This is a genomic window from Streptomyces sp. CB01635 (assembly GCF_002803065.1).
In the GTDB taxonomy this organism is placed as follows: Bacteria; Actinomycetota; Actinomycetes; order Streptomycetales; family Streptomycetaceae; genus Streptomyces.
This window is the reverse complement of record NZ_NNBL01000014.1, coordinates 252,126-268,770: the sequence shown is the minus strand read 5'-3', so window position 1 is coordinate 268,770 and position 16,645 is coordinate 252,126. Positions and strand designations below refer to the sequence as shown.

At 70.4% G+C, this 16,645-nt stretch carries 15 protein-coding genes and 1 pseudogene; 7 read left to right on the top strand and 9 right to left on the bottom strand.

Features of this window, described 5'->3' with window-relative positions; genetic code table 11:
* Nucleotides 1-284: 284 nt before the first annotated feature.
* Both CG723_RS29420 and CG723_RS29415 read left to right on the top strand, forming a co-directional pair.
* A complete protein-coding gene (locus CG723_RS29420) occupies nucleotides 285-1,151 on the top strand; it encodes a hypothetical protein (RefSeq protein ID WP_100596515.1) in 867 nt (288 codons plus the stop codon).
* Nucleotides 1,152-1,449: 298 nt separating this feature from the next.
* Complete coding sequence (locus CG723_RS29415) at nucleotides 1,450-1,779, top strand: rhodanese-like domain-containing protein (protein WP_100596514.1); 330 nt, start codon at nucleotides 1,450-1,452, stop codon at nucleotides 1,777-1,779.
* A 6-nt stretch (nucleotides 1,780-1,785) separates the two neighbouring features.
* Here the strand turns inward: CG723_RS29415 and CG723_RS29410 are convergent.
* The 7 genes and pseudogenes from CG723_RS29410 to paaA form a co-directional block, all read right to left on the bottom strand.
* Nucleotides 1,786-3,464: pseudogene (locus CG723_RS29410) on the bottom strand (IS200/IS605 family accessory protein TnpB-related protein).
* A 157-nt stretch (nucleotides 3,465-3,621) separates the two neighbouring features.
* A complete protein-coding gene (locus CG723_RS29405; RefSeq protein ID WP_100596513.1) occupies nucleotides 3,622-4,761 on the bottom strand; it encodes an acyl-CoA dehydrogenase family protein in 1,140 nt (379 codons plus the stop codon).
* A 178-nt stretch (nucleotides 4,762-4,939) separates the two neighbouring features.
* Nucleotides 4,940-5,998 (bottom strand): 2Fe-2S iron-sulfur cluster-binding protein, encoded by a 1,059-nt coding sequence (locus tag CG723_RS29400; protein ID WP_100596512.1) that lies wholly within the window; start codon nucleotides 5,996-5,998, stop codon nucleotides 4,940-4,942.
* Nucleotides 5,998-6,624 carry a 1,2-phenylacetyl-CoA epoxidase subunit PaaD gene (gene paaD, locus CG723_RS29395; protein WP_100596511.1) on the bottom strand — a complete coding sequence of 209 codons (627 nt, stop codon included), beginning with the start codon at nucleotides 6,622-6,624 and terminating at the stop codon, nucleotides 5,998-6,000. The genes CG723_RS29400 and paaD overlap by 1 nt, the downstream gene beginning before the upstream one ends.
* On the bottom strand, nucleotides 6,618-7,364 hold the full coding sequence (gene paaC / locus CG723_RS29390) for a 1,2-phenylacetyl-CoA epoxidase subunit PaaC (RefSeq protein ID WP_234374578.1): 747 nt from the start codon (nucleotides 7,362-7,364) through the stop codon (nucleotides 6,618-6,620). Before paaC ends, paaD begins: the two co-directional genes overlap by 7 nt.
* Nucleotides 7,361-7,651, bottom strand: a complete 291-nt coding sequence (gene paaB, locus CG723_RS29385) for a 1,2-phenylacetyl-CoA epoxidase subunit PaaB (RefSeq protein WP_100596510.1) — start codon at nucleotides 7,649-7,651, stop codon at nucleotides 7,361-7,363. Before paaB ends, paaC begins: the two co-directional genes overlap by 4 nt.
* Complete coding sequence (gene paaA / locus CG723_RS29380; protein WP_100596509.1) at nucleotides 7,648-8,712, bottom strand: 1,2-phenylacetyl-CoA epoxidase subunit PaaA; 1,065 nt, start codon at nucleotides 8,710-8,712, stop codon at nucleotides 7,648-7,650. Before paaA ends, paaB begins: the two co-directional genes overlap by 4 nt.
* A gap of 265 nt (nucleotides 8,713-8,977) precedes the next feature.
* Here paaA and CG723_RS29375 point away from each other — a divergent pair, with 265 nt between their 5' ends.
* From CG723_RS29375 to CG723_RS29365, 3 genes are read left to right on the top strand one after another with little or no spacing between them, the layout of a single operon-like run.
* A complete protein-coding gene (locus CG723_RS29375; RefSeq protein ID WP_234374577.1) occupies nucleotides 8,978-9,937 on the top strand; it encodes a DUF5819 family protein in 960 nt (319 codons plus the stop codon).
* A complete protein-coding gene (locus CG723_RS29370; RefSeq protein ID WP_100596508.1) occupies nucleotides 9,934-11,133 on the top strand; it encodes an HTTM domain-containing protein in 1,200 nt (399 codons plus the stop codon). The genes CG723_RS29375 and CG723_RS29370 overlap by 4 nt, the downstream gene beginning before the upstream one ends.
* A 31-nt stretch (nucleotides 11,134-11,164) precedes the next feature.
* The gene (locus tag CG723_RS29365) at nucleotides 11,165-11,947 is read left to right on the top strand and encodes a TrmH family RNA methyltransferase (protein ID WP_100596507.1); all 783 of its coding nucleotides are present in this window, start codon (nucleotides 11,165-11,167) and stop codon (nucleotides 11,945-11,947) included.
* Nucleotides 11,948-11,967: 20 nt separating this feature from the next.
* Here CG723_RS29365 and paaN read toward each other — a convergent pair whose 3' ends face one another.
* Nucleotides 11,968-13,674, bottom strand: coding sequence for a phenylacetic acid degradation protein PaaN (paaN, locus tag CG723_RS29360; protein ID WP_100596506.1), 1,707 nt, complete (start codon nucleotides 13,672-13,674; stop codon nucleotides 11,968-11,970).
* 208 nt (nucleotides 13,675-13,882) lie between these two features.
* Here paaN and CG723_RS29355 point away from each other — a divergent pair, with 208 nt between their 5' ends.
* Together CG723_RS29355 and CG723_RS29350 are read left to right on the top strand one after the other, a co-directional pair.
* Entirely contained in the window at nucleotides 13,883-15,406 is a 1,524-nt protein-coding gene (locus CG723_RS29355) for a 3-hydroxyacyl-CoA dehydrogenase (RefSeq protein WP_100596505.1), read from the top strand.
* Nucleotides 15,403-15,993 carry a TetR/AcrR family transcriptional regulator gene (locus tag CG723_RS29350; protein WP_100596504.1) on the top strand — a complete coding sequence of 197 codons (591 nt, stop codon included), beginning with the start codon at nucleotides 15,403-15,405 and terminating at the stop codon, nucleotides 15,991-15,993. Before CG723_RS29355 ends, CG723_RS29350 begins: the two co-directional genes overlap by 4 nt.
* A 21-nt stretch (nucleotides 15,994-16,014) precedes the next feature.
* On the opposite strand, the gene CG723_RS29345 is transcribed toward CG723_RS29350, so the two are convergent.
* Nucleotides 16,015-16,605: an Lrp/AsnC family transcriptional regulator gene (locus tag CG723_RS29345; RefSeq protein WP_234374576.1), complete on the bottom strand. Its 591-nt coding sequence runs from the start codon at nucleotides 16,603-16,605 to the stop codon at nucleotides 16,015-16,017.
* Nucleotides 16,606-16,645: the final 40 nt, after the last annotated feature.

Sequence of the window (16,645 nt, the reverse complement as noted above, 5' to 3'; positions counted from 1 at the left end):
GTGGGGGTTTGAGGTGGGGCGGTGAGGGGGCTGGCCTTCGGGGGGCTGGGGCTGGGGCTGGGGTTGGACGTGTGGGCCGGTTGGGGTGGGGTGGTGGGGTGTGAGTCGGCCTGGGTCTGATTCAGAGCGTGAGGGGGGCGGCTTGGGCTGGGTCCGGTATTGGGGTGGGCTGAATTGAGTTGATCTGGGGTGGGGTGGGAGGGGGCGGGGGGAGGGGGAGCCCCCCAGAACCTTTGAAAACAGGCGTCGAGCAATGCAGCCCCGCCGTGCCCTAGGCTGGACGGGTGACGACCCCGGAAGCCGAGTCGACCCCGTCCGAGGCCCCTGCCGCTGAGCCGCAGGCGCAGCCTGTTGCTGAGGGGCGGCCTGAGGAGCGGCTTGAGCGGGCTGTGCTCGCCGCCGAGCAGGCTCTGATCGAGTACGAGATCGCGGTGGAGACGTTCCGGGTCGAGGTGGAGAACTTCTCTCGGCTGCATCACCAGAAACTCGGCCCCATGTATACGCGCCTGGACGAGCTCGAGGCGCAGATCGCCGAGGCGGTCGCCGCGCGGAGCGGGGATCCGGAGGACCGGCGTAAGGCGGACGAGGCCAGGGCGCGTGTGATGCCCATGCCCGCGGTCGAGGAACTGTTCGACCAGTGGATGGACGGGGACGGTCTCTCGCCGGAGGCCTCCGCCATGCTCACCGATCAGCCCGTGCGGCCGCCGCAGCGTGTGCGGCCGAGCGACGAGGCGCGCAAGCTCTACCGGGAACTCGTCCGCAAGGCGCACCCGGATCTGGCGCAGGACGAGAAGGACCGGGCGCGGCGCGACGAGTTCATCGTGCGGGTCAACGCGGCATACGGCCGCGGCGACGAGGCCTTGCTGCGGGAGCTGTCCGACGAGTGGGCCGCGGGGCCTGTGCCCGAGGCGCGCAAGCCCAGCCCGAGCGAGGAGCTGTACGAGCGGCTCGAGTGGCTGGCGCAGCGCAAGGAACTGCTGACGGCAGTTGCTCAGGAGCTGGAGGAGAGCGCGATCGGCGCGATGCTGCGGATGGCGCCGGACGACCCCGACCGGCTGCTCGAGGAGATCGCGGAGCAGCTGCTCGCGCAGGTCGCCGAGCGCGAGGCTGAGCTGGAGCGGCTGATGCGTGAGCAGGCTGCCGATAGCTGAGCGGGCCGGCGAGCACGCCGCTGGCGATTGAGCGAGTAGCCTGCCGGCGGCTGAGCGAGCACGCTTGCTGCAGCTGGGCAGCTGGGCAGCTGGGCAGCTGGGCAGCTGGGCAGCTGGGCAGCTGGGCAGCTGGGCTGGTCGGCCAGCCGATAGCTGGGCGGTTGCCTCCAGCCCGAGCGTCGTGTGTCCCACTCCGCGTTTCTGACGGTCGTCCGAGCCGCTGACCGCCCCAGTGCCTGGCGGGTCAGGCCCCCAGGCGGGGTCGGGTAGCGTCGGGGGTATGCATTTTGGATCTGGTGTGCCCACGGTCGAGGTCGGCGAGCTCGTGGACGGGGACTTTCTCCTCGACGTCCGTGAGGACGATGAGTGGCAGGCGGGTCACGCCGAGGGTGCGTTGCACATTCCGATCAGTGAGTTCGTGGCGCGTTTCGGCGAGCTGACCGAGGCGGCTCCCCAGGACGGTCGGGTCAACGTGATCTGCCGGTCCGGCAGCCGTTCCGCGCAGGTGACGATGTACCTCGTGCAGCAGGGCATCGACGCGGTGAACGTAGATGGTGGCATGCAGGTGTGGGCGGCCGCCGGGCGTCCCGTCGTGGACGACAAGGGGCAGTCGGGCTTCGTTCTCTGACCGTTCCTAGGTAGTGAGCGGGAGTGGGTCGTAGATCCACTCCCGTTCGCTACGCCCGTCCCGAACGGTGTTGGGCGGGCTGGGTCGCCGCTTTCGCTTCCCTGGTGGCGTCACCACTGCTGGTGGTGGTCCCGTCCGGGGTGGGCGGTCTCCCTCACGTCCGGGGTTTCGGGGTGCGGCCTGGGCGATCCGATGCCCCACGCGATCTCTCCGGTCGCGTGGGGGCGGTGTCGTCCGTCGCCGCGCCCCGAATCCCTGGGCGCGCCTTCCGATCACGAGGCTCGCGGCCTCATGCCGGGTGGTCTGATGGGTGGGGCTGCTGGTGGTCGGCTTCTGCCAGTGCTCGGCGCCCCACCGGCTGCTGTACGCGGCATCGACGGCGATCACGCTGATGCCCTGCTCGGCAGCCATCGAAATGAGCCGGGCAGCCAGCCGTGCGGTGGGAAAGCGGGAGATCAGACGGCGGAAACGCTTGTTACGGCCGTGCTTCTCCCGGGTCTTGGAGTCCGCGAAATCGAGGTCCTCGATCGCCATAGCGCTCGCGCCACACTGGTGCACGTAGTGGAGCAGGCGGCTGGTGGCGTGCCGGATCTGCGCATCCCGATGCAGGGCATTGCCGGACAGGTCATAGAAAAACGCTCCGGACGCCCGACCGGGTTGCCGTGGACGTCGATGCGCCAGGCGGCGTAGTGATCGTTGTTGGTGTCCACTCCGGTCACGGTCCCGTCTGCCAGGGCGGCTTCCAGGGTGAGGACAGGGGCTGGGGTGCATGGGGTGCGTTGCCAGGATGCGGTCACATACCAGCGCTCTCGCACCACATCATGGTGGATGCGATACGCAACTGCCCGGTGATCGGCGACCCGGTCCGCCCACTCCTGGCCCCGGTGCGTGAACACCGCCCGGCCGGCCAGCACGTAGCGGCCGTTGGGGGCGTTCGCCAAGTGGGCGAGCGGGGCGGGGAGTTTGAGGCTCAGCTGCCCGTCGAGATCGAGGCGGATGGTCTCGTTGCCGAGGCGTTTGCCGGACTCGCCGTCAGCGGACAGGAACATCCGGGCCGCCTCCCAACGAGAGCGCCACCCCTGCTCGCTGAGCCCGGCCGCATCCAGGTGATGCCGGGTATCGGCCAGGTGCTTGCCGCCACGCACCACCCGCACCCGGCCCGCCGTCCAATCCGCCCGCGCCAGGGCCAAACGGTCCTCAAGGACGTGCAGGCGGCGGGACTTGGCATGCCACTCACGCCGGGAGCGATACCCGCCCGGCACGCCCCGCTCGCCCTTTGCGCCCAGCTCCAGCGCGAGGCGCTGCCGGATGCAGGCGATGCCCGCCTCCAACTCCCGGACATGCGCGGCCAGGCACCGCCGCGCCAGCGCCCACTGGTCATGCGAGGCCTTGGTAACCGACCCCGCCCACCGCGCCGATGACAAGGCACTCACGTCCCGCTTGCGAGCCGCCCATTGACCGGCATCGTGACCGAGCCCAGCCCTGCTGCGGACCTTCAGATCCCGTCCGGCCAACGACCCCAAATGCCGCCCCACCACACCGAGCACCTCGGTATCGGTTGCGGACAGACCCTTGAGACGGGTCCGCACTGCCACCCCGCTCGGGGACGGAGCCACGAACGGAGCCGCCAACACCCGCAACGCCTTCCCCGCCACCCCACCCACTCCGTCCAGCGAGCCACTCACGCAATCCGATCATCAGTCCACTCGCCCAACGAGCCCCACCCGACCGAGGTCACGCATTCGACACAGGATTCCGCGTTCCCACCGGACGCTCCACAGACTCACACTCACTCCTGCGCGGTAGAGCACGATCAAAACAAAACACCTCGCCACCCCTGGGTCAGCCGAGGGGATGGGCCGCCAGCAGGTCGCCGAGTGTCTCCTCGTGTGCGGCTGCCGGGCCGAGGGACAGTTCGAGCTGTTTGGCCCAGGCGTGGTAGCGGTGCAGCGGGTAGTCGGTGTCCGCGCCGAATCCTCCGTGCAGATGCTGTGCGGTCTGGACGACGCGTCGTACGCCTTCCGAGGCCCAGATCTTGGCGACCGCGATGTCGCCTGCCGTGGGGAGTGCTCCGCCTGCCTGCGTGCTGATGCGCCAGGCGGCCTGCCAGAGGGTGGCCTCCATGGCGCGCAGGTCGATGTAACGGTCCGCGGCCTGGACCGCGACCGCTTGGAATGTGGCCACCGGGTAGCCGAACTGCTCGCGCTTACTGGTGTAGTCGCCGGTCATCTGCAGGACGCGCTCGCCGAGGCCCAGTGCCAGGGCGCAGGTTCCGGTGGTGAGGAGCTGGTGCAGCCGGTCCCAGGCCTCGTCGGTCTCGATGATCCGGTGGGGTTCGAGGCGCACGGAGTCGAGGTGGAGTTCGCCGAGGCGTTCGCCGGTCGTGGAGATCTGTTCGGCGACGGTGAGTCCTTCGTGCGGATGGGGCAGTACGGCGATGACGGAGCGGCCCTGTGGGGTGTGGGCGGGAACGGCGATGTGGTCGGCGTTGTGCGCCCAAGTCACGCTGGTTTGGGCGCCGTCGAGGATCCAGGTGTCGGTGTCCGTGTCGCGGCGTGCGCTGACGGCGAGTTGGGCCGGATCGTGTCCGGTGCGGCCCGCGGAGGCGGCGGTGAGGACGAGTTCGCCGCGGGCTGCCCTGGGGAGGATCTGCTCCTTCAACTCGTCGCTGCCGTAGGTCTGTACGGCGACGGCGGCCGCGGTGTGCTCCAGGAGCGGGACTCGGGCGAGTGCCTTGGCGGATTCCCGTAGGACCAGGCAGAGCGCGATGGCGTCCAGGCCCGCGCCGCCGTGTTCGGGGGCGAGCAGGAGGCTGAGCAGGTCGGCGTCGGCGAGTTTCGACCACAGGGCGCGGTCGAAGTCGTCTGCGACCGCGCCGGGGGTGAGGGCCGGGCTCGGCACGCTGTCGGGCGCTACCGGACCGAACACGGCCTTGGCCGCCTCGACGGCCGCCTGCTGTTCTTCGGTGAAGGTGAAGTCCACTGCCCTGTCCCTCCGTGCACCGGTTCATCATGGCGACCCGCCAGGATCTGACGGTGCGTCAAGGTAGAACAAGTTCTACGAGAAGGGAATACGCGGAGGGAATGGGAGCGCAGTGGCGCGGCTCGATCGGTCAGAGATCAGAGATCAGAGATCAGAGATCAGAGATCAGGGATCAGCGTCAGCGGTCGAAGTCCAGTTCCACCGTCTCCGTGGCCGGGTGGGACTGGCAGGCGAGTACGTAGCCGGCGTCGGTCTCCTCGGGTTCGAGTGCGAAGTTCCGGTCCATGCGCACCTCGCCCGAGACGAGGAACGCGCGGCAGGTCCCGCAGACGCCGCCCTTGCAGGCGTACGGAGCGTCGGGGCGGTTGCGCAGCACGGTCTCCAGGAGTGATTCGCCGTCGTCGACGGGCCAGGTGCCGGAGCGGCCGTCGAGCTGGGCGGTGACCGTGGAGTGCGCGAGGGTCGGCGCGGGGCGCGCGGGTGCCGCTCCGTCGTCGACGTGGAAGATCTCCTCGTGGATGCGGGCTCTTCGTACGCCGAGGGCGCGCAGTGTGCGCTCTGCTTCCTGTACGAGTCCGAAGGGGCCGCACAGGTACCAGCCGGCGATGTCGTCTACGGGGAGCAGCGCGGGCAGGAGGGTTGTCAGGCGCTCCTGGTCGAGGCGGCCGGAGTCGAGGCCGGCCTGCTGCTCCTCCCGGGAGAGGACCATGACCAGCTGGAACCGGTCGGGGTAGCGGTCCTTCAGGTCGGCCACCTCGTCCAGGAACATCGTCGAGGCGGCGGTGCGATCGCTGCGGATGAGGCAGAACCGGGCGTGCGGTTCGCGGGCGAGCAGGGTGGCCGCGATGGACAGGACCGGCGTGATGCCGCTGCCGCCGACCACGGCGGCGTAGAGACCGGGCGTGGGTTCGAGGATGAAGCGGCCGGCAGGGGTCATGACCTCCAGGGCGTCGCCGACGGCGATCTCCTTGAGGGCGTAGGTCGAGAAGGAGCCGCCTTCGACGAGGCGGACGCCGACGCGGAGCGTGCGGGGGCCTTCGGGGCCGGGTGCGGGTGAGCAGATCGAGTAGGTGCGTCGGATCTCGCCGTCGTCGGCCGGGCGGCGCAGGGCGAGGTGCTGGCCCGGTGCGTGGCGGAATTCCTCACGAAGGGATTCGGGGACCTCGAGGGTGAGGGCCACGGAGTCGTCGGTGAGCCGGTCGACCGCCGCTACGCGGAGCTGGTGGAAGCGGGCCATCACAACTCCTTGAAGTGGTCGAAGGGTTCGCGGCACTCGAGGCAGCGCCGCAGGGCCTTGCAGGCGGTGGAGGAGAAGCGGCTCAGCAGTTCGGTGTCCGTGGATCCGCAGTGCGGGCAGCACAGGGGGGAGTCGCCGGCCTCGGGGGCGCCGAGGAGCGCGGCGGCGGCCGCGTCACCAGCTGAGCGCGGGGGTGTGGTGGTGCGCGTGGGGCCGAGGGTGACGGTCACCGGTTCCTGGTCCTCCCGGACGGCGCGGGGTGGCGCTATGCCGAACTCCCGGAGCTTGCGGCGGCCCTCGTCCGTGATGTCGTCCGTGGTCCAGGCCGGTGCGAGCACCCGCCGGACGGTGACGTCCGGTATCCCGCGCTCGTGCAGGATGCGCTCGATGTCGGTGGACATGGCCTCGACGGCGGGGCAGCCGGTGTAGGTGGGGGTCAGTTCCACCTCGACGCTGCCCGGGGTGAGGCAGTGGACGGCGCGGAGCACGCCGAGCTCTTCCAGGGTGAGCACGGGCAGTTCGGGGTCGGGCACGGAGCCGGCGAGGCGGCGCAGCTCAGCTTCGAGCGGCGTCTCCGGTCGGTCGGCGGTGTCCTGAGGGGAGGCCTCGGGGGCTTTGGTCACCATGACGCCCCCGGGTGGCTGCGGTGGAGGTGCTGCATCTCGGCGAGCATCCGTCCGAACGGTTCCGTGTGCAGGCCCTGGCGTCCCGCTCCGGCGCTCCAGGCTCCGGTCCGTGGTCCCTCGGGGACGGTCAGGGTCGCCCGGCCCAGGATGGCAGTGACCGATGCGGTCCAACTGGCCTCCATCTCCGGCCAGTCGATGTCGATTCCGTCGACGGGCTGGAACATCTCTCCGGTGTGACGCCAGAGTGCGTCGCAGGCCCGCTGCATCCGGTCGTGGCTTTCGGCAGTGCCGTCCCCGAGGCGTACGGTCCACTGCTCGGCGTGGTCCTGGTGGTACGCGACCTCCTTGACCGCCTTGGCGGCGAGGCCGGCGAGCGGTCCGTCGGTCGCGGCGAGGCGGCCGTACAGGAGGCGCTGGTACGTGGAGAAGTACAGCTGGCGGGCGATGGTGTGGGCGAAGTCGCCGTTGGGCTGTTCGACCAACTGGACGTTACGGAACGCGCGTTCCTCGCGCAGGTAGGCCAGCTCGTCCTCGTCGCCGACGAGGGAGAGCAGGACCCGGGCCTGGCCGAGGAGGTCGAGCGCGATGTTGGCCAGGGCGACTTCTTCTTCGAGGACCGGGGCGTGTCCGGCCCACTCCCCCAGTCGGTGCGACAGCACGAGCGTGTCGTCGCCCAGGGCGAGCGCCGCGGCAGCGGTGACGGTGCCGACGGACGAGTCGCGGTTCAGGGACGTGGTCACAGGTGCTTCACCCCTTCCGGGATCTCGTAGAACGTCGGGTGCCGGTACGGCTTGTCGGCGGAGGGCTCGAAGAAGGGGTCTTTCTCGTCGGGCGAGGAGGCGGTGATCGAGGCGGACGGGACGACCCAGATCGAGACGCCCTCGCCGCGGCGGGTGTACAGATCGCGGGCGTTACGCAGGGCGAGCTCGGCGTCCGGCGCGTGCAGGCTTCCCGCGTGGGTGTGCGACAGCCCGCGCCGGGAGCGTACGAAGACCTCCCACAGCGGCCAGTCCTTCGCGTCGCTCATGCCGTCGCCTTCCCGTTCGCCCCGGAGTCTTGTGCCCCGGAGTGCTTCGCCTCGGAGTGTTTCGCCGCGTGGGCCGCGGCCGCTTCCCTGACCCAGGCGCCCTCGTCGTGGGCCTGTCTGCGCTGGGTGATCCGCTGTTCGTTGCACGGTCCGTTGCCCTTCAGGACCTCCCAGAACTCCGTCCAGTCGATGGCTCCGAAGTCGTGGTGACCGCGCTCCTCGTTCCACACGAGGTCCGGGTCGGGGAGGGTGAGCCCGAGGGACTCGGCCTGCGGGACGCAGATGTCGACGAACCGCTGGCGCAGCTCGTCGTTCGAATGGCGCTTGATCTTCCATTCCATCGACTGCGCGGAGTGCGACGACTCGTCGTCCGGAGGGCCGAACATCATCAGGGACGGCCACCACCAGCGGTCGACGGCGTCCTGCGCCATCGCGTGCTGGGCCTCGGTGCCGCGGCTCAGGGCGAGGAGGAGCTCGTAGCCCTGGCGCTGATGGAAGGACTCCTCCTTGCAGATCCGCACCATGGCGCGCGCGTACGGCCCGTACGAGCAGCGGCACAGGGGGACCTGGTTCGTGATCGCGGCGCCGTCCACGAGCCAGCCGATGGCGCCGACGTCCGCCCAGGTCAGCGTCGGATAGTTGAAGATCGACGAGTACTTCTGGCGGCCGCTGTGCAGCTTGTCGAGGAGCTCGTCGCGGCCCGTGCCGAGCGTTTCGGCGGCGCTGTACAGGTACAGGCCGTGGCCGGCCTCGTCCTGGACCTTGGCCATCAGGATCGCCTTGCGCCGCAGCGAGGGGGCGCGCGTGATCCAGTTGGCCTCCGGTTGCATGCCGATGATCTCGGAGTGGGCGTGCTGCGCGATCTGGCGCACGAGCGTCGCGCGGTAAGCGTCCGGCATCCAGTCGCGGGGCTCGATGCGCTCCTCCGCCGCGACGGCGGTGTCGAACGCTGTCTGGTACGCGGCGGTGCCCGAGGCTTGGCCCGAGGCGGTGCCGGTGGCGTCGGACGTGGCGTGGGCCGCCTGTGTCCGCGCCGCTTGGTGCGCAGCTGCTGTCGCCATCCCGGTCTCCCTCGACCTTGAGCGAATCTCCCGACCGATCGTTCGGTTCGTTGGATTCAATGGTGGGACGTGGCGCCGTAGGGTGTCAACCCTGCGAGGTCCGGCCTGTGGATAAGTCCTACTGCTGGTCCCATGGCTCTGTGCCTCGCGAGCGCGGCTGAGTACCGTGCCGGTGCGGCGGCGGGAGCGGGCCGCGGGGCGAGGAATCGGTTCGGCACACAAGCGCGGACCGGAGGCATCGGGAAACTCGGGGAGACGGGGCGGCATGGACGCGTACGACAAGGGCTCGACCGCCCGGCGTTCCGACCTGGAGCCGCAGCCGGGGCCGGAGCCGGGCCCTTCGCGCAGTCCGGCGCCGAATCAGGTACCCGACCCGAGCCGCGAGCCCGAGCCGAGCTACGAGTCTGACCCGAGCTACGAGCCCGAGCCCGACCCGGATCCCGCGTCCCCACCCCTCGCGCCCCCGCCCCCATCCGCCACACCCCGTATCGGACTGTCGGCCCTCTCTCTCCGCTACCAGATAGCCGCTGCCTGCGCGCTCGTCGTGATTGCTCTCGGGGCGTGTGTGCACGTCGCGATGGTGTTTCTGCACGTTTCGCCGCCCAACACCCTCTCCAAGGAGTACGGCGGGTCCGTCGACAGCTGGATCTATCCGGAGTTCGAGCAGAACTGGAAGCTGTTCGCGCCCAACCCGCTCCAGCAGAACATCGCCGTGCAGGCCCGCGCGGAGATCCGTACGGCCGACGGCAGCACGCGTACGACCGGCTGGTACGACCTGTCGGCACAGGACGGCGCCGACATCGACGGGAATCTGCTGCCCAGCCACACGCAGCAGAACGAGTTGCGCCGGGCCTGGGACTTCTATGTGTCCGCGCACGACAGTGAGAACCGCCCGAACGGTGTGCGCGGCCAGCTCTCCGAGCGCTACATCCGCCGCATCGTCGTCCTGCGGCTGTCCCACGATGACGGGCTCACGGCCGCCGGCGAGAAGGCCACCATCGCCCGCGTCCAGGTCCGCTCGCGGACCACCAATGTGGTGCCGCCCCCGTGGAGTGACGAGAAAGTGGATTCCAAGCCTGTCTACCGGGAGGTTCCCTGGTGGACGGTGACGGTCGCAGACAGGGCACTCAGCAACAGCAACAGCAACAGCAACAGCCAGAGCGAGAGCCGTAGCGGCACCGGCACGCGCGCGCGTGCCGCCACTGACGGGACGGATGCCCGGTGAACCGCATAGACCGCATAGACCGGATCGCCGGGTCCGCCCTCGGCCCCTACCAGACCGCCGTCATCCGGATCGGGTTCTCCGCGACCTGGCTGCTCTTCCTGCTGCGTGAGTTCCCCAACCGCCACGAGCTGTACGGGCCCGACGGGCCGTGGAGCTGGGACATGGCGCAGCAGCTCATCGCCGGCAACGGCGCCTTCACCGCTCTGATGTGGTCGGACGGCCGCGTCTGGTTCGAGATCGTCTACGCCGCCGCGGTCGTGACCAGTGCGCTGCTGATGCTGGGCTGGCGTACCCGGGCGATGTCCGTCCTGTTCATGATCGGCGTGCTCTCGCTGCAGAACCGCAGCATCTTCATGGGCGACGGCGGCGACAACGTCATCCACCTGATGTCGATCTACCTGGTGTTCACGCGGTGCGGGCAGGTCTGGTCGCTGGACGCGCGGCGAGCGGCACGCGCGCGTGAGTACTCCGCGCGCGAGAGCGACGTCGGGCCGCCGGATCGGGTGGGGCCGGTGGTGTGGTGGCTCGCAGGGCTCGGGCTCTCCGCGATCACGTTCATGGGGGTCGTGAGCGGGGGCTGGCTGGTCGTGTTCTGGGGGCTGTGGGCCGTGCAGGGTCTGTGGTGGGCGGTGAACCGGAGGGACCCGTACAGCGAGCCCCGACTGCTGCTCGACGTGATCGCGAACCTGGCACACAACGCCGCTCTTCTCGTGATCATGGCGGAGGCGTGTCTGATCTACGCGACCGCCGGCTGGTACAAGATCCAGGGCAGTCGCTGGCAGGACGGGACGGCGGTCTACTACCCGCTCCACCTGGACTACTTCTCGCCCTGGCCGGCCCTGGGCGACCTGCTCGCCTCGCACGGACTGATGGTGATGCTCGTGTCGTACGGGACGGTCGCCGTGCAGGTCGCCTTCCCGTTCACGCTGTTCAACCGGCGTGTCAAGAACGTCCTGCTGGTCGCCATGATGTGCGAGCACGCGGCGATCGCCGTCCTGCTCGGGCTGCCGTTCTTCTCGCTCGCGATGATCGCCGCCGACGCCGTATTCCTGCCGACGTCGTTCCTGAAGCGGCTGGGCGGATGGGTGGCACGCGCGCGTGGAGGCCTGTTTTCCCGTACGGCCGGTGCTCCTGCGGTGCCGGGGCCTCGCGCAGCCGAGAGCCCCGAACAGGCCCACGTAGGCTTCTCGCCATGAGCAGGGCGAACAGCGTGGACAGGCGAGCGGCATGAACAGGGTGGATATCGCCGGCGTCGATGAATGGCGCGCCCGTGCAGACGCGTCCGTGCTCCTCGACGGGTTCCACGCGCTCAAGCACGCCCTGCGTTTCGGCGCGTGCGTGCCCGTGGCGCTGGCGACCGGCCGTGCCGCCGTGCTCGCCCTGGCCGAGGAGCTCGCCCCGGACGTGCGGGACGCCCTGGACGGGCTCCTGGTGGAGGTGCCGGAGGAGACGCTGCGCGCCCTGGTGCCGCGTCTGCATCCCACGGGGGTGGCCGCGCTGGCGGTGCGGCCGGACCGGGCGGAGAACCTGGCCGCCGTGGCACACCTGCCGAGGACCGCGCCCGTTGTCGTCCTCGACAACCCCCGCAACCTCGGCAACGCGGGCGCCGTCATCCGGCTCGCCGCGGGCTTCGGGGCGACGGGCGTCGTCATGACCGGCAGCCTCGACCCCTGGCACCCGACCGTCGTCCGCGGGGGTGCCGGCCTGCACTTCGCGACGGCCGTCGAGCGCCTGACGGTGGAGGAGCTGCCGCCGGGGCCCGTGTACGCGCTCGATCCGGAGGGCGAGGACATCCGGGGGACCGCGCTGCCGGACGACGCGCTGCTCGCCTTCGGCTCGGAGCGCAGCGGCCTGTCGCCCGAACTGCGCGCCCGCGCCGACCACTTGGTGTCGCTGCCGATGCGGGCACAGGTCTCCAGCTACAACCTGGCGACGAGCGTCGGCATGACGCTCTTCCACTGGAGCACCTGTGGCACGCCGGGCGGTCCCGCGGGCCGCCCGGCCGCCTGAGCTGACGTCGGTCGGAGACCTCAGGCTTCCGTGCGCACCTCCACGACGCGGAAGCGGTTCGCGACGAACGCTCCGTCGCACAGCGCCGCGTTGGCCGCGGGGTTGCCACCGGAGCCGTGGAAGTCCGAGAACGCCGCCGTCTGGTTCACGTACACCCCGCCCGTGAGGTTGATGGACAGCTGGGCGCACTCTTCGAGGCAGACCTCTTCGACGCCTTCGGCGACCTCGTCGGAGGTCGTGTACGCGCCGACGGTCATCGCGCCCTTGTCGCGCACCGTGCGCCGCAGCAGGTCCAGCGCGTCCGCCGTGGAGTCGACGGCGACGGCGAAGGAGACCGGGCCGAAGCACTCGCTGAGGTAGGCGGAGTCGGAGTCGGCGCCGTCCCAGAACTTCCGTGCGCCGTCCTGCTTGACGATCATCGGCGTACGGACGACGGCACCGGGGAACTCCGGGTTGCTGATCTCCCGTGAGGCGAGGGCGACTTCGCCGAGGCCGGAGGCCGCCTCCAGGCGGGACTTCACGTCCGGGTTGACGAGGGCGCCGAGCAGCGCGTTCGCCCGGGCGTCGTCGCCGAGGAGGCCGCCGACCGCGGCCGCGATGTCGGTGACCACCTCGTCGTACGTCTTGAGGCCCTCGTCCGTGGCGATGCCGTCGCGTGGGATGAGCAGGTTCTGCGGGGTGGTGCACATCTGGCCGCTGTACAGGGACAGGGAGAACGCGAGGTTCGCCAGCATTCCCTTGTAGCGGTCGGTCGAGTCGATGACGACCGTGTTGACGCCGGCCTTCTCCGTGTAGACCTGCGCCTGCCGGGCGTGTGTCTCCAGCCAGTCGCCGAACGCCGTCGAGCCCGTGTAGTCGATGATCTTGATTTCGGGGCGCAGGGCGATGGTCTTGGCGATGCCTTCGCCGGGCTTCTCGGCGGCCAGCGCGACCAGATTCGGGTCGAAGCCGGACTCGGCGAGGACCTCGCGGGCGACCTGGACGGTCAGGGCGAGGGGCAGCACCGCGCGCGGGTGGGGCTTCACCAGGACGGGGTTGCCGGTGGCGAGGGAGGCGAAGAGCCCCGGATATCCGTTCCACGTGGGGAAGGTGTTGCAGCCGATGAGGAGCGCGATGCCGCGCCCGACCGGCGTGAACTGCTTGCCTAGGACGAGGGGGTCGCGCTTGCCCTGCGGCTTGGTCCACTCCGCCGCGTCCGGTGTGCGCACCTGCTCGACGTACGCGTACGCCACCGCTTCCAGCCCGCGGTCCTGCGCGTGGGGGCCGCCCGCCTGGAACGCCATCATGAAGGCCTGGCCGCTGGTGTGCATCACGGCGTGCGCGAACTCGTGCGTACGCGCGCTGATCCGGGCCAGGATCTCCAGACATACGGCGGCCCGCGCCTCGGCGCCCGCCTCGCGCCACGCGCGCATGCCCGCGCGCATCGCGGGGAGCAGGACGTCCAGGTCGGGGTGCGGGTAGGTGACGCCCAACTCGACGCCGTACGGAGACGTTTCGCCGCCCACCCAGTCGTCCGTGCCGGGCTGGCCGAGGTCGATCCGGGTGCCGGAGAGCGCGTCGAAGGCGGCCTTGCCCTCGGGCATGCTCAGGCTTCCGTGCTCTCCGTAGGCCTTGGGGTGCTCGGGGTGCGGTGACCAGTACGCGCGCGTGCGGATCGCTTCCAGCGCTTGGTCAAGGGTGGGCCGGTGCTTGGCGATCAGGTCGTGCGCGGTGACTTCGGCGGCCATGACGGACCAACTCCTCGTCGAGACGGCTCTTCGTCGAGCCGGCGAGCTGGGCAGGAACAGCTGGGCAGGAACAGGCAGACACGGTTAGAGTAACCGAACGATCGGTCGGGACAAGGGGGTCCGTCGAACCTGTGGAAAACTTCGCGCCCGCCTCAGCGCCCCGACCCCCGGGACCCCGGCCGTCGTTCCGTGCGGGAGGATCGCGACCATGACAGCACTCGAGCTCGGCAGCCCCGAACGCCTTGTGGGCGTGGTGGGCACCGGCACCATGGGCCAGGGCATCGCCCAGGTCGCCCTGACCGCCGGCCACCCCGTCCGGCTCTACGACGCCGTACCGGGCCGCGCCCAGGAGGCCGCGGACGCCATCGCCGCGCGCCTGGACCGCCTGGTCGACAAGGGCAGGCTCGACGCGGCCGAGCGCGACGCCGCGCGTGCGCGCCTGAGCGCCGCCGGGTCCCTCGAGGAGTTCGCGGGGGCGGCGCTCGTCGTCGAGGCCGTACTGGAGCGGCTCGACGTGAAGCAGCAGCTGTTCACGGACCTGGAGGAGATCGTCGCGGACGACTGTCTGCTCGCGACCAACACCTCGTCCCTGTCCGTCACCGCCGTCGGCGGCGCGCTGCGTCTGCCGGGGCGCCTCGTCGGCCTGCACTTCTTCAACCCCGCGCCCCTGATGCCGCTGGTCGAGGTGGTCTCCGGCGCGGCGACCGACGTAACGGCGGCCACGCGCGCGTACGAGACGGCCCGCGCCTGGGGCAAGACCCCCGTCGTCTGCGCCGACACCCCCGGATTCATTGTCAACCGCATCGCCCGCCCCTTCTACGCCGAGGCGTTCGCGGTCTACGAGGAGCAGGGCGCCCAGCCCGCCACCATCGACGCCGTCCTGCGCGAGTGCGGCGGCTTCAAGATGGGCGCCTTCGAGCTGACGGACCTCATCGGACAGGACGTCAACGAAGCGGTCACCCGTTCCGTGTGGGAGGCCTTCTTCCAGGACGTGAAGTTCCGGCCGGCCCTCGCCCAGCGGCGCCTGGTCGAGGCCGGCATGCACGGCCGCAAGACGGGCCGCGGCTGGTACGCGTACACGGACGGTGAGGACCGCCCGGAGCCGCACACCGCGCAGCCCGCCCAGGCGCCCGCGTACGTCGTCGCCGAAGGCGACCTGGGGCCTGCCGGCGAGCTTCTCGCGCTGATCCGCGAGGCGGGCATCCCGGTGCGCGAGGAGGACGAGGACAATGGCACGCGCCTGGTCCTTCCCGGCGGCGGCCAGCTCGCCCTCGCGGACGGCCAGACGTCCGTCGAGTACCGGGACGTCATCTACTTCGATCTCGCGTTCGACTATCGCGCCGCGACCCGTATCGCGCTCGCGACCTCTCAGGAAGCGTCCCCGCAGACCTTGCGCGAGGCCACCGGGCTCTTCCAGGCCATCGGCAAGGACGTCAGCGTCATCGGGGACGTGCCCGGCATGATCGTCGCGCGCACGGTCGCGCGGCTCATCGACCTGGCGCACGATGCCGTCGCCAAGGGAGTGGCCACTCCGGAGGACATCGACACGGCGATGCGCCTGGGCGTCAACTACCCACTGGGGCCCATCGAGTGGAGCAGGAAGCTCGGCAAGAACTGGGCGTACTCCCTCCTCGACGATCTCCACCTGCGCGACCCGTCCGGCCGTTACGCGCCCTCGCTCGCGCTCTACCGCCACTCGTACGCCTCCGACAAGCGGGAGGGCTCCGCATGACCACCGCAAGGCGCGACACCTACACGCCCGAGACCCTCCTGTCGGTCGCCGTGCAGGTCTTCAACGAGCGGGGCTACGACGGCACTTCGATGGAGCACCTCTCCAAGGCGGCCGGTATCTCCAAGTCGTCGATCTACCACCACGTCGCCGGCAAGGAGGAGCTGCTGCGCCGCGCCGTCAGCCGCGCGCTCGACGGCCTCTTCGGCATCCTCGGCGAGGAGCACGCGTGCGTGGGGCGTGCCGTCGAGCGGCTGGAGTACGTCACCCGGCGCATGGTCCAGGTCCTGATATCCGAGCTGCCGTACGTGACCCTGCTGCTGCGCGTGCGCGGGAACACCGACGCGGAGCGCTGGGCGATGGAGCGGCGCAGGGAGTTCGACCACCAGGTGGCCGAGCTTCTGAAGGCGGCCGCGGCCGACGGTGACGTGCGGGGCGACATCGAGGTACGGCTCGCGACCCGCCTCGTGTTCGGCATGATCAACTCGATCGTGGAGTGGTACCGGCCGGGCGGCCGGGGCATGGACGACCGCGAAGTCGCCGACGCCGTCGTGCAGTTGATCTTCGGAGGGCTGCGCAAGGAGGACTGACGGCCCCGGGGCGCGGGCGCGTCAGGCGTCCGGCTCCAGGTCCTCCTCCTCGAACACCAGCAGCGTCCGCGTGCTCAGCACCTCCGGCATGGCCTGGAGCTTGGTGAGTACGAGCTCCCGCAGGGCCCTGTTGTCCTGCGTGTGCACCATCAGGAGCACATCGAAATCGCCGCTGACCAGCGCGATGTGCGAGGCCTCCGGGAGCCGGCGCAGCTGCTCGCGAACGGTGCGCCAGGAGTTCTGGACGATCTTGAGCGTGATGTACGCCGAGGCGCCCTGCCCGGCCCGCTCGTGGTTGACGCGGGCGCCGAACCCGCGGATGACGCCGTCGTCGATGAGCCGGTTGATGCGCGCGTAGGCGTTGGCCCGTGACACATGGACGCGCTCGGCGACGGAGCGTATCGAGGCCCGGCCGTCCATCTGGAGCATCTGCAGGATGTCGCGGTCGATGGCGTCCAGCGCGCGCGGCTGGTACTCGGGGCGGCCCTCGGGCGGCCGCGGCGAGGAGCCCGGGCGGCTGTCGGGGCCGCTGTCCGGCCCGCTGTCGGGCACGCGGGGCGGAGTCTCGGGGCGGTCGCCGCCCGGGCCGTCGGCCATTCGTTCAGATGCCATGTCCCCCCGCCTCCCTACCATGGACGTACTGCGTCCATCC

Bases quoted from the DNA above. Each gene is read 5' to 3' on its own strand.
- CG723_RS29375 (WP_234374577.1), top strand. From the start codon at position 8,978: ATGGACGCGTACGACAAGGGCTCGACCGCCCGGCGTTCCGACCTGGAG.
- CG723_RS29365 (WP_100596507.1), top strand. From the start codon at position 11,165: ATGAACAGGGTGGATATCGCCGGCGTCGATGAATGGCGCGCCCGTGCA.
- CG723_RS29355 (WP_100596505.1), top strand. From the start codon at position 13,883: ATGACAGCACTCGAGCTCGGCAGCCCCGAACGCCTTGTGGGCGTGGTG.
- CG723_RS29345 (WP_234374576.1), bottom strand. From the start codon at position 16,605: ATGGCATCTGAACGAATGGCCGACGGCCCGGGCGGCGACCGCCCCGAG.
- paaD (WP_100596511.1), bottom strand. From the start codon at position 6,624: ATGGTGACCAAAGCCCCCGAGGCCTCCCCTCAGGACACCGCCGACCGA.
- paaA (WP_100596509.1), bottom strand. From the start codon at position 8,712: ATGGCGACAGCAGCTGCGCACCAAGCGGCGCGGACACAGGCGGCCCAC.
- CG723_RS29400 (WP_100596512.1), bottom strand. From the start codon at position 5,998: ATGGCCCGCTTCCACCAGCTCCGCGTAGCGGCGGTCGACCGGCTCACC.
- paaB (WP_100596510.1), bottom strand. From the start codon at position 7,651: ATGAGCGACGCGAAGGACTGGCCGCTGTGGGAGGTCTTCGTACGCTCC.
- CG723_RS29350 (WP_100596504.1), top strand. From the start codon at position 15,403: ATGACCACCGCAAGGCGCGACACCTACACGCCCGAGACCCTCCTGTCG.
- paaN (WP_100596506.1), bottom strand. From the start codon at position 13,674: ATGGCCGCCGAAGTCACCGCGCACGACCTGATCGCCAAGCACCGGCCC.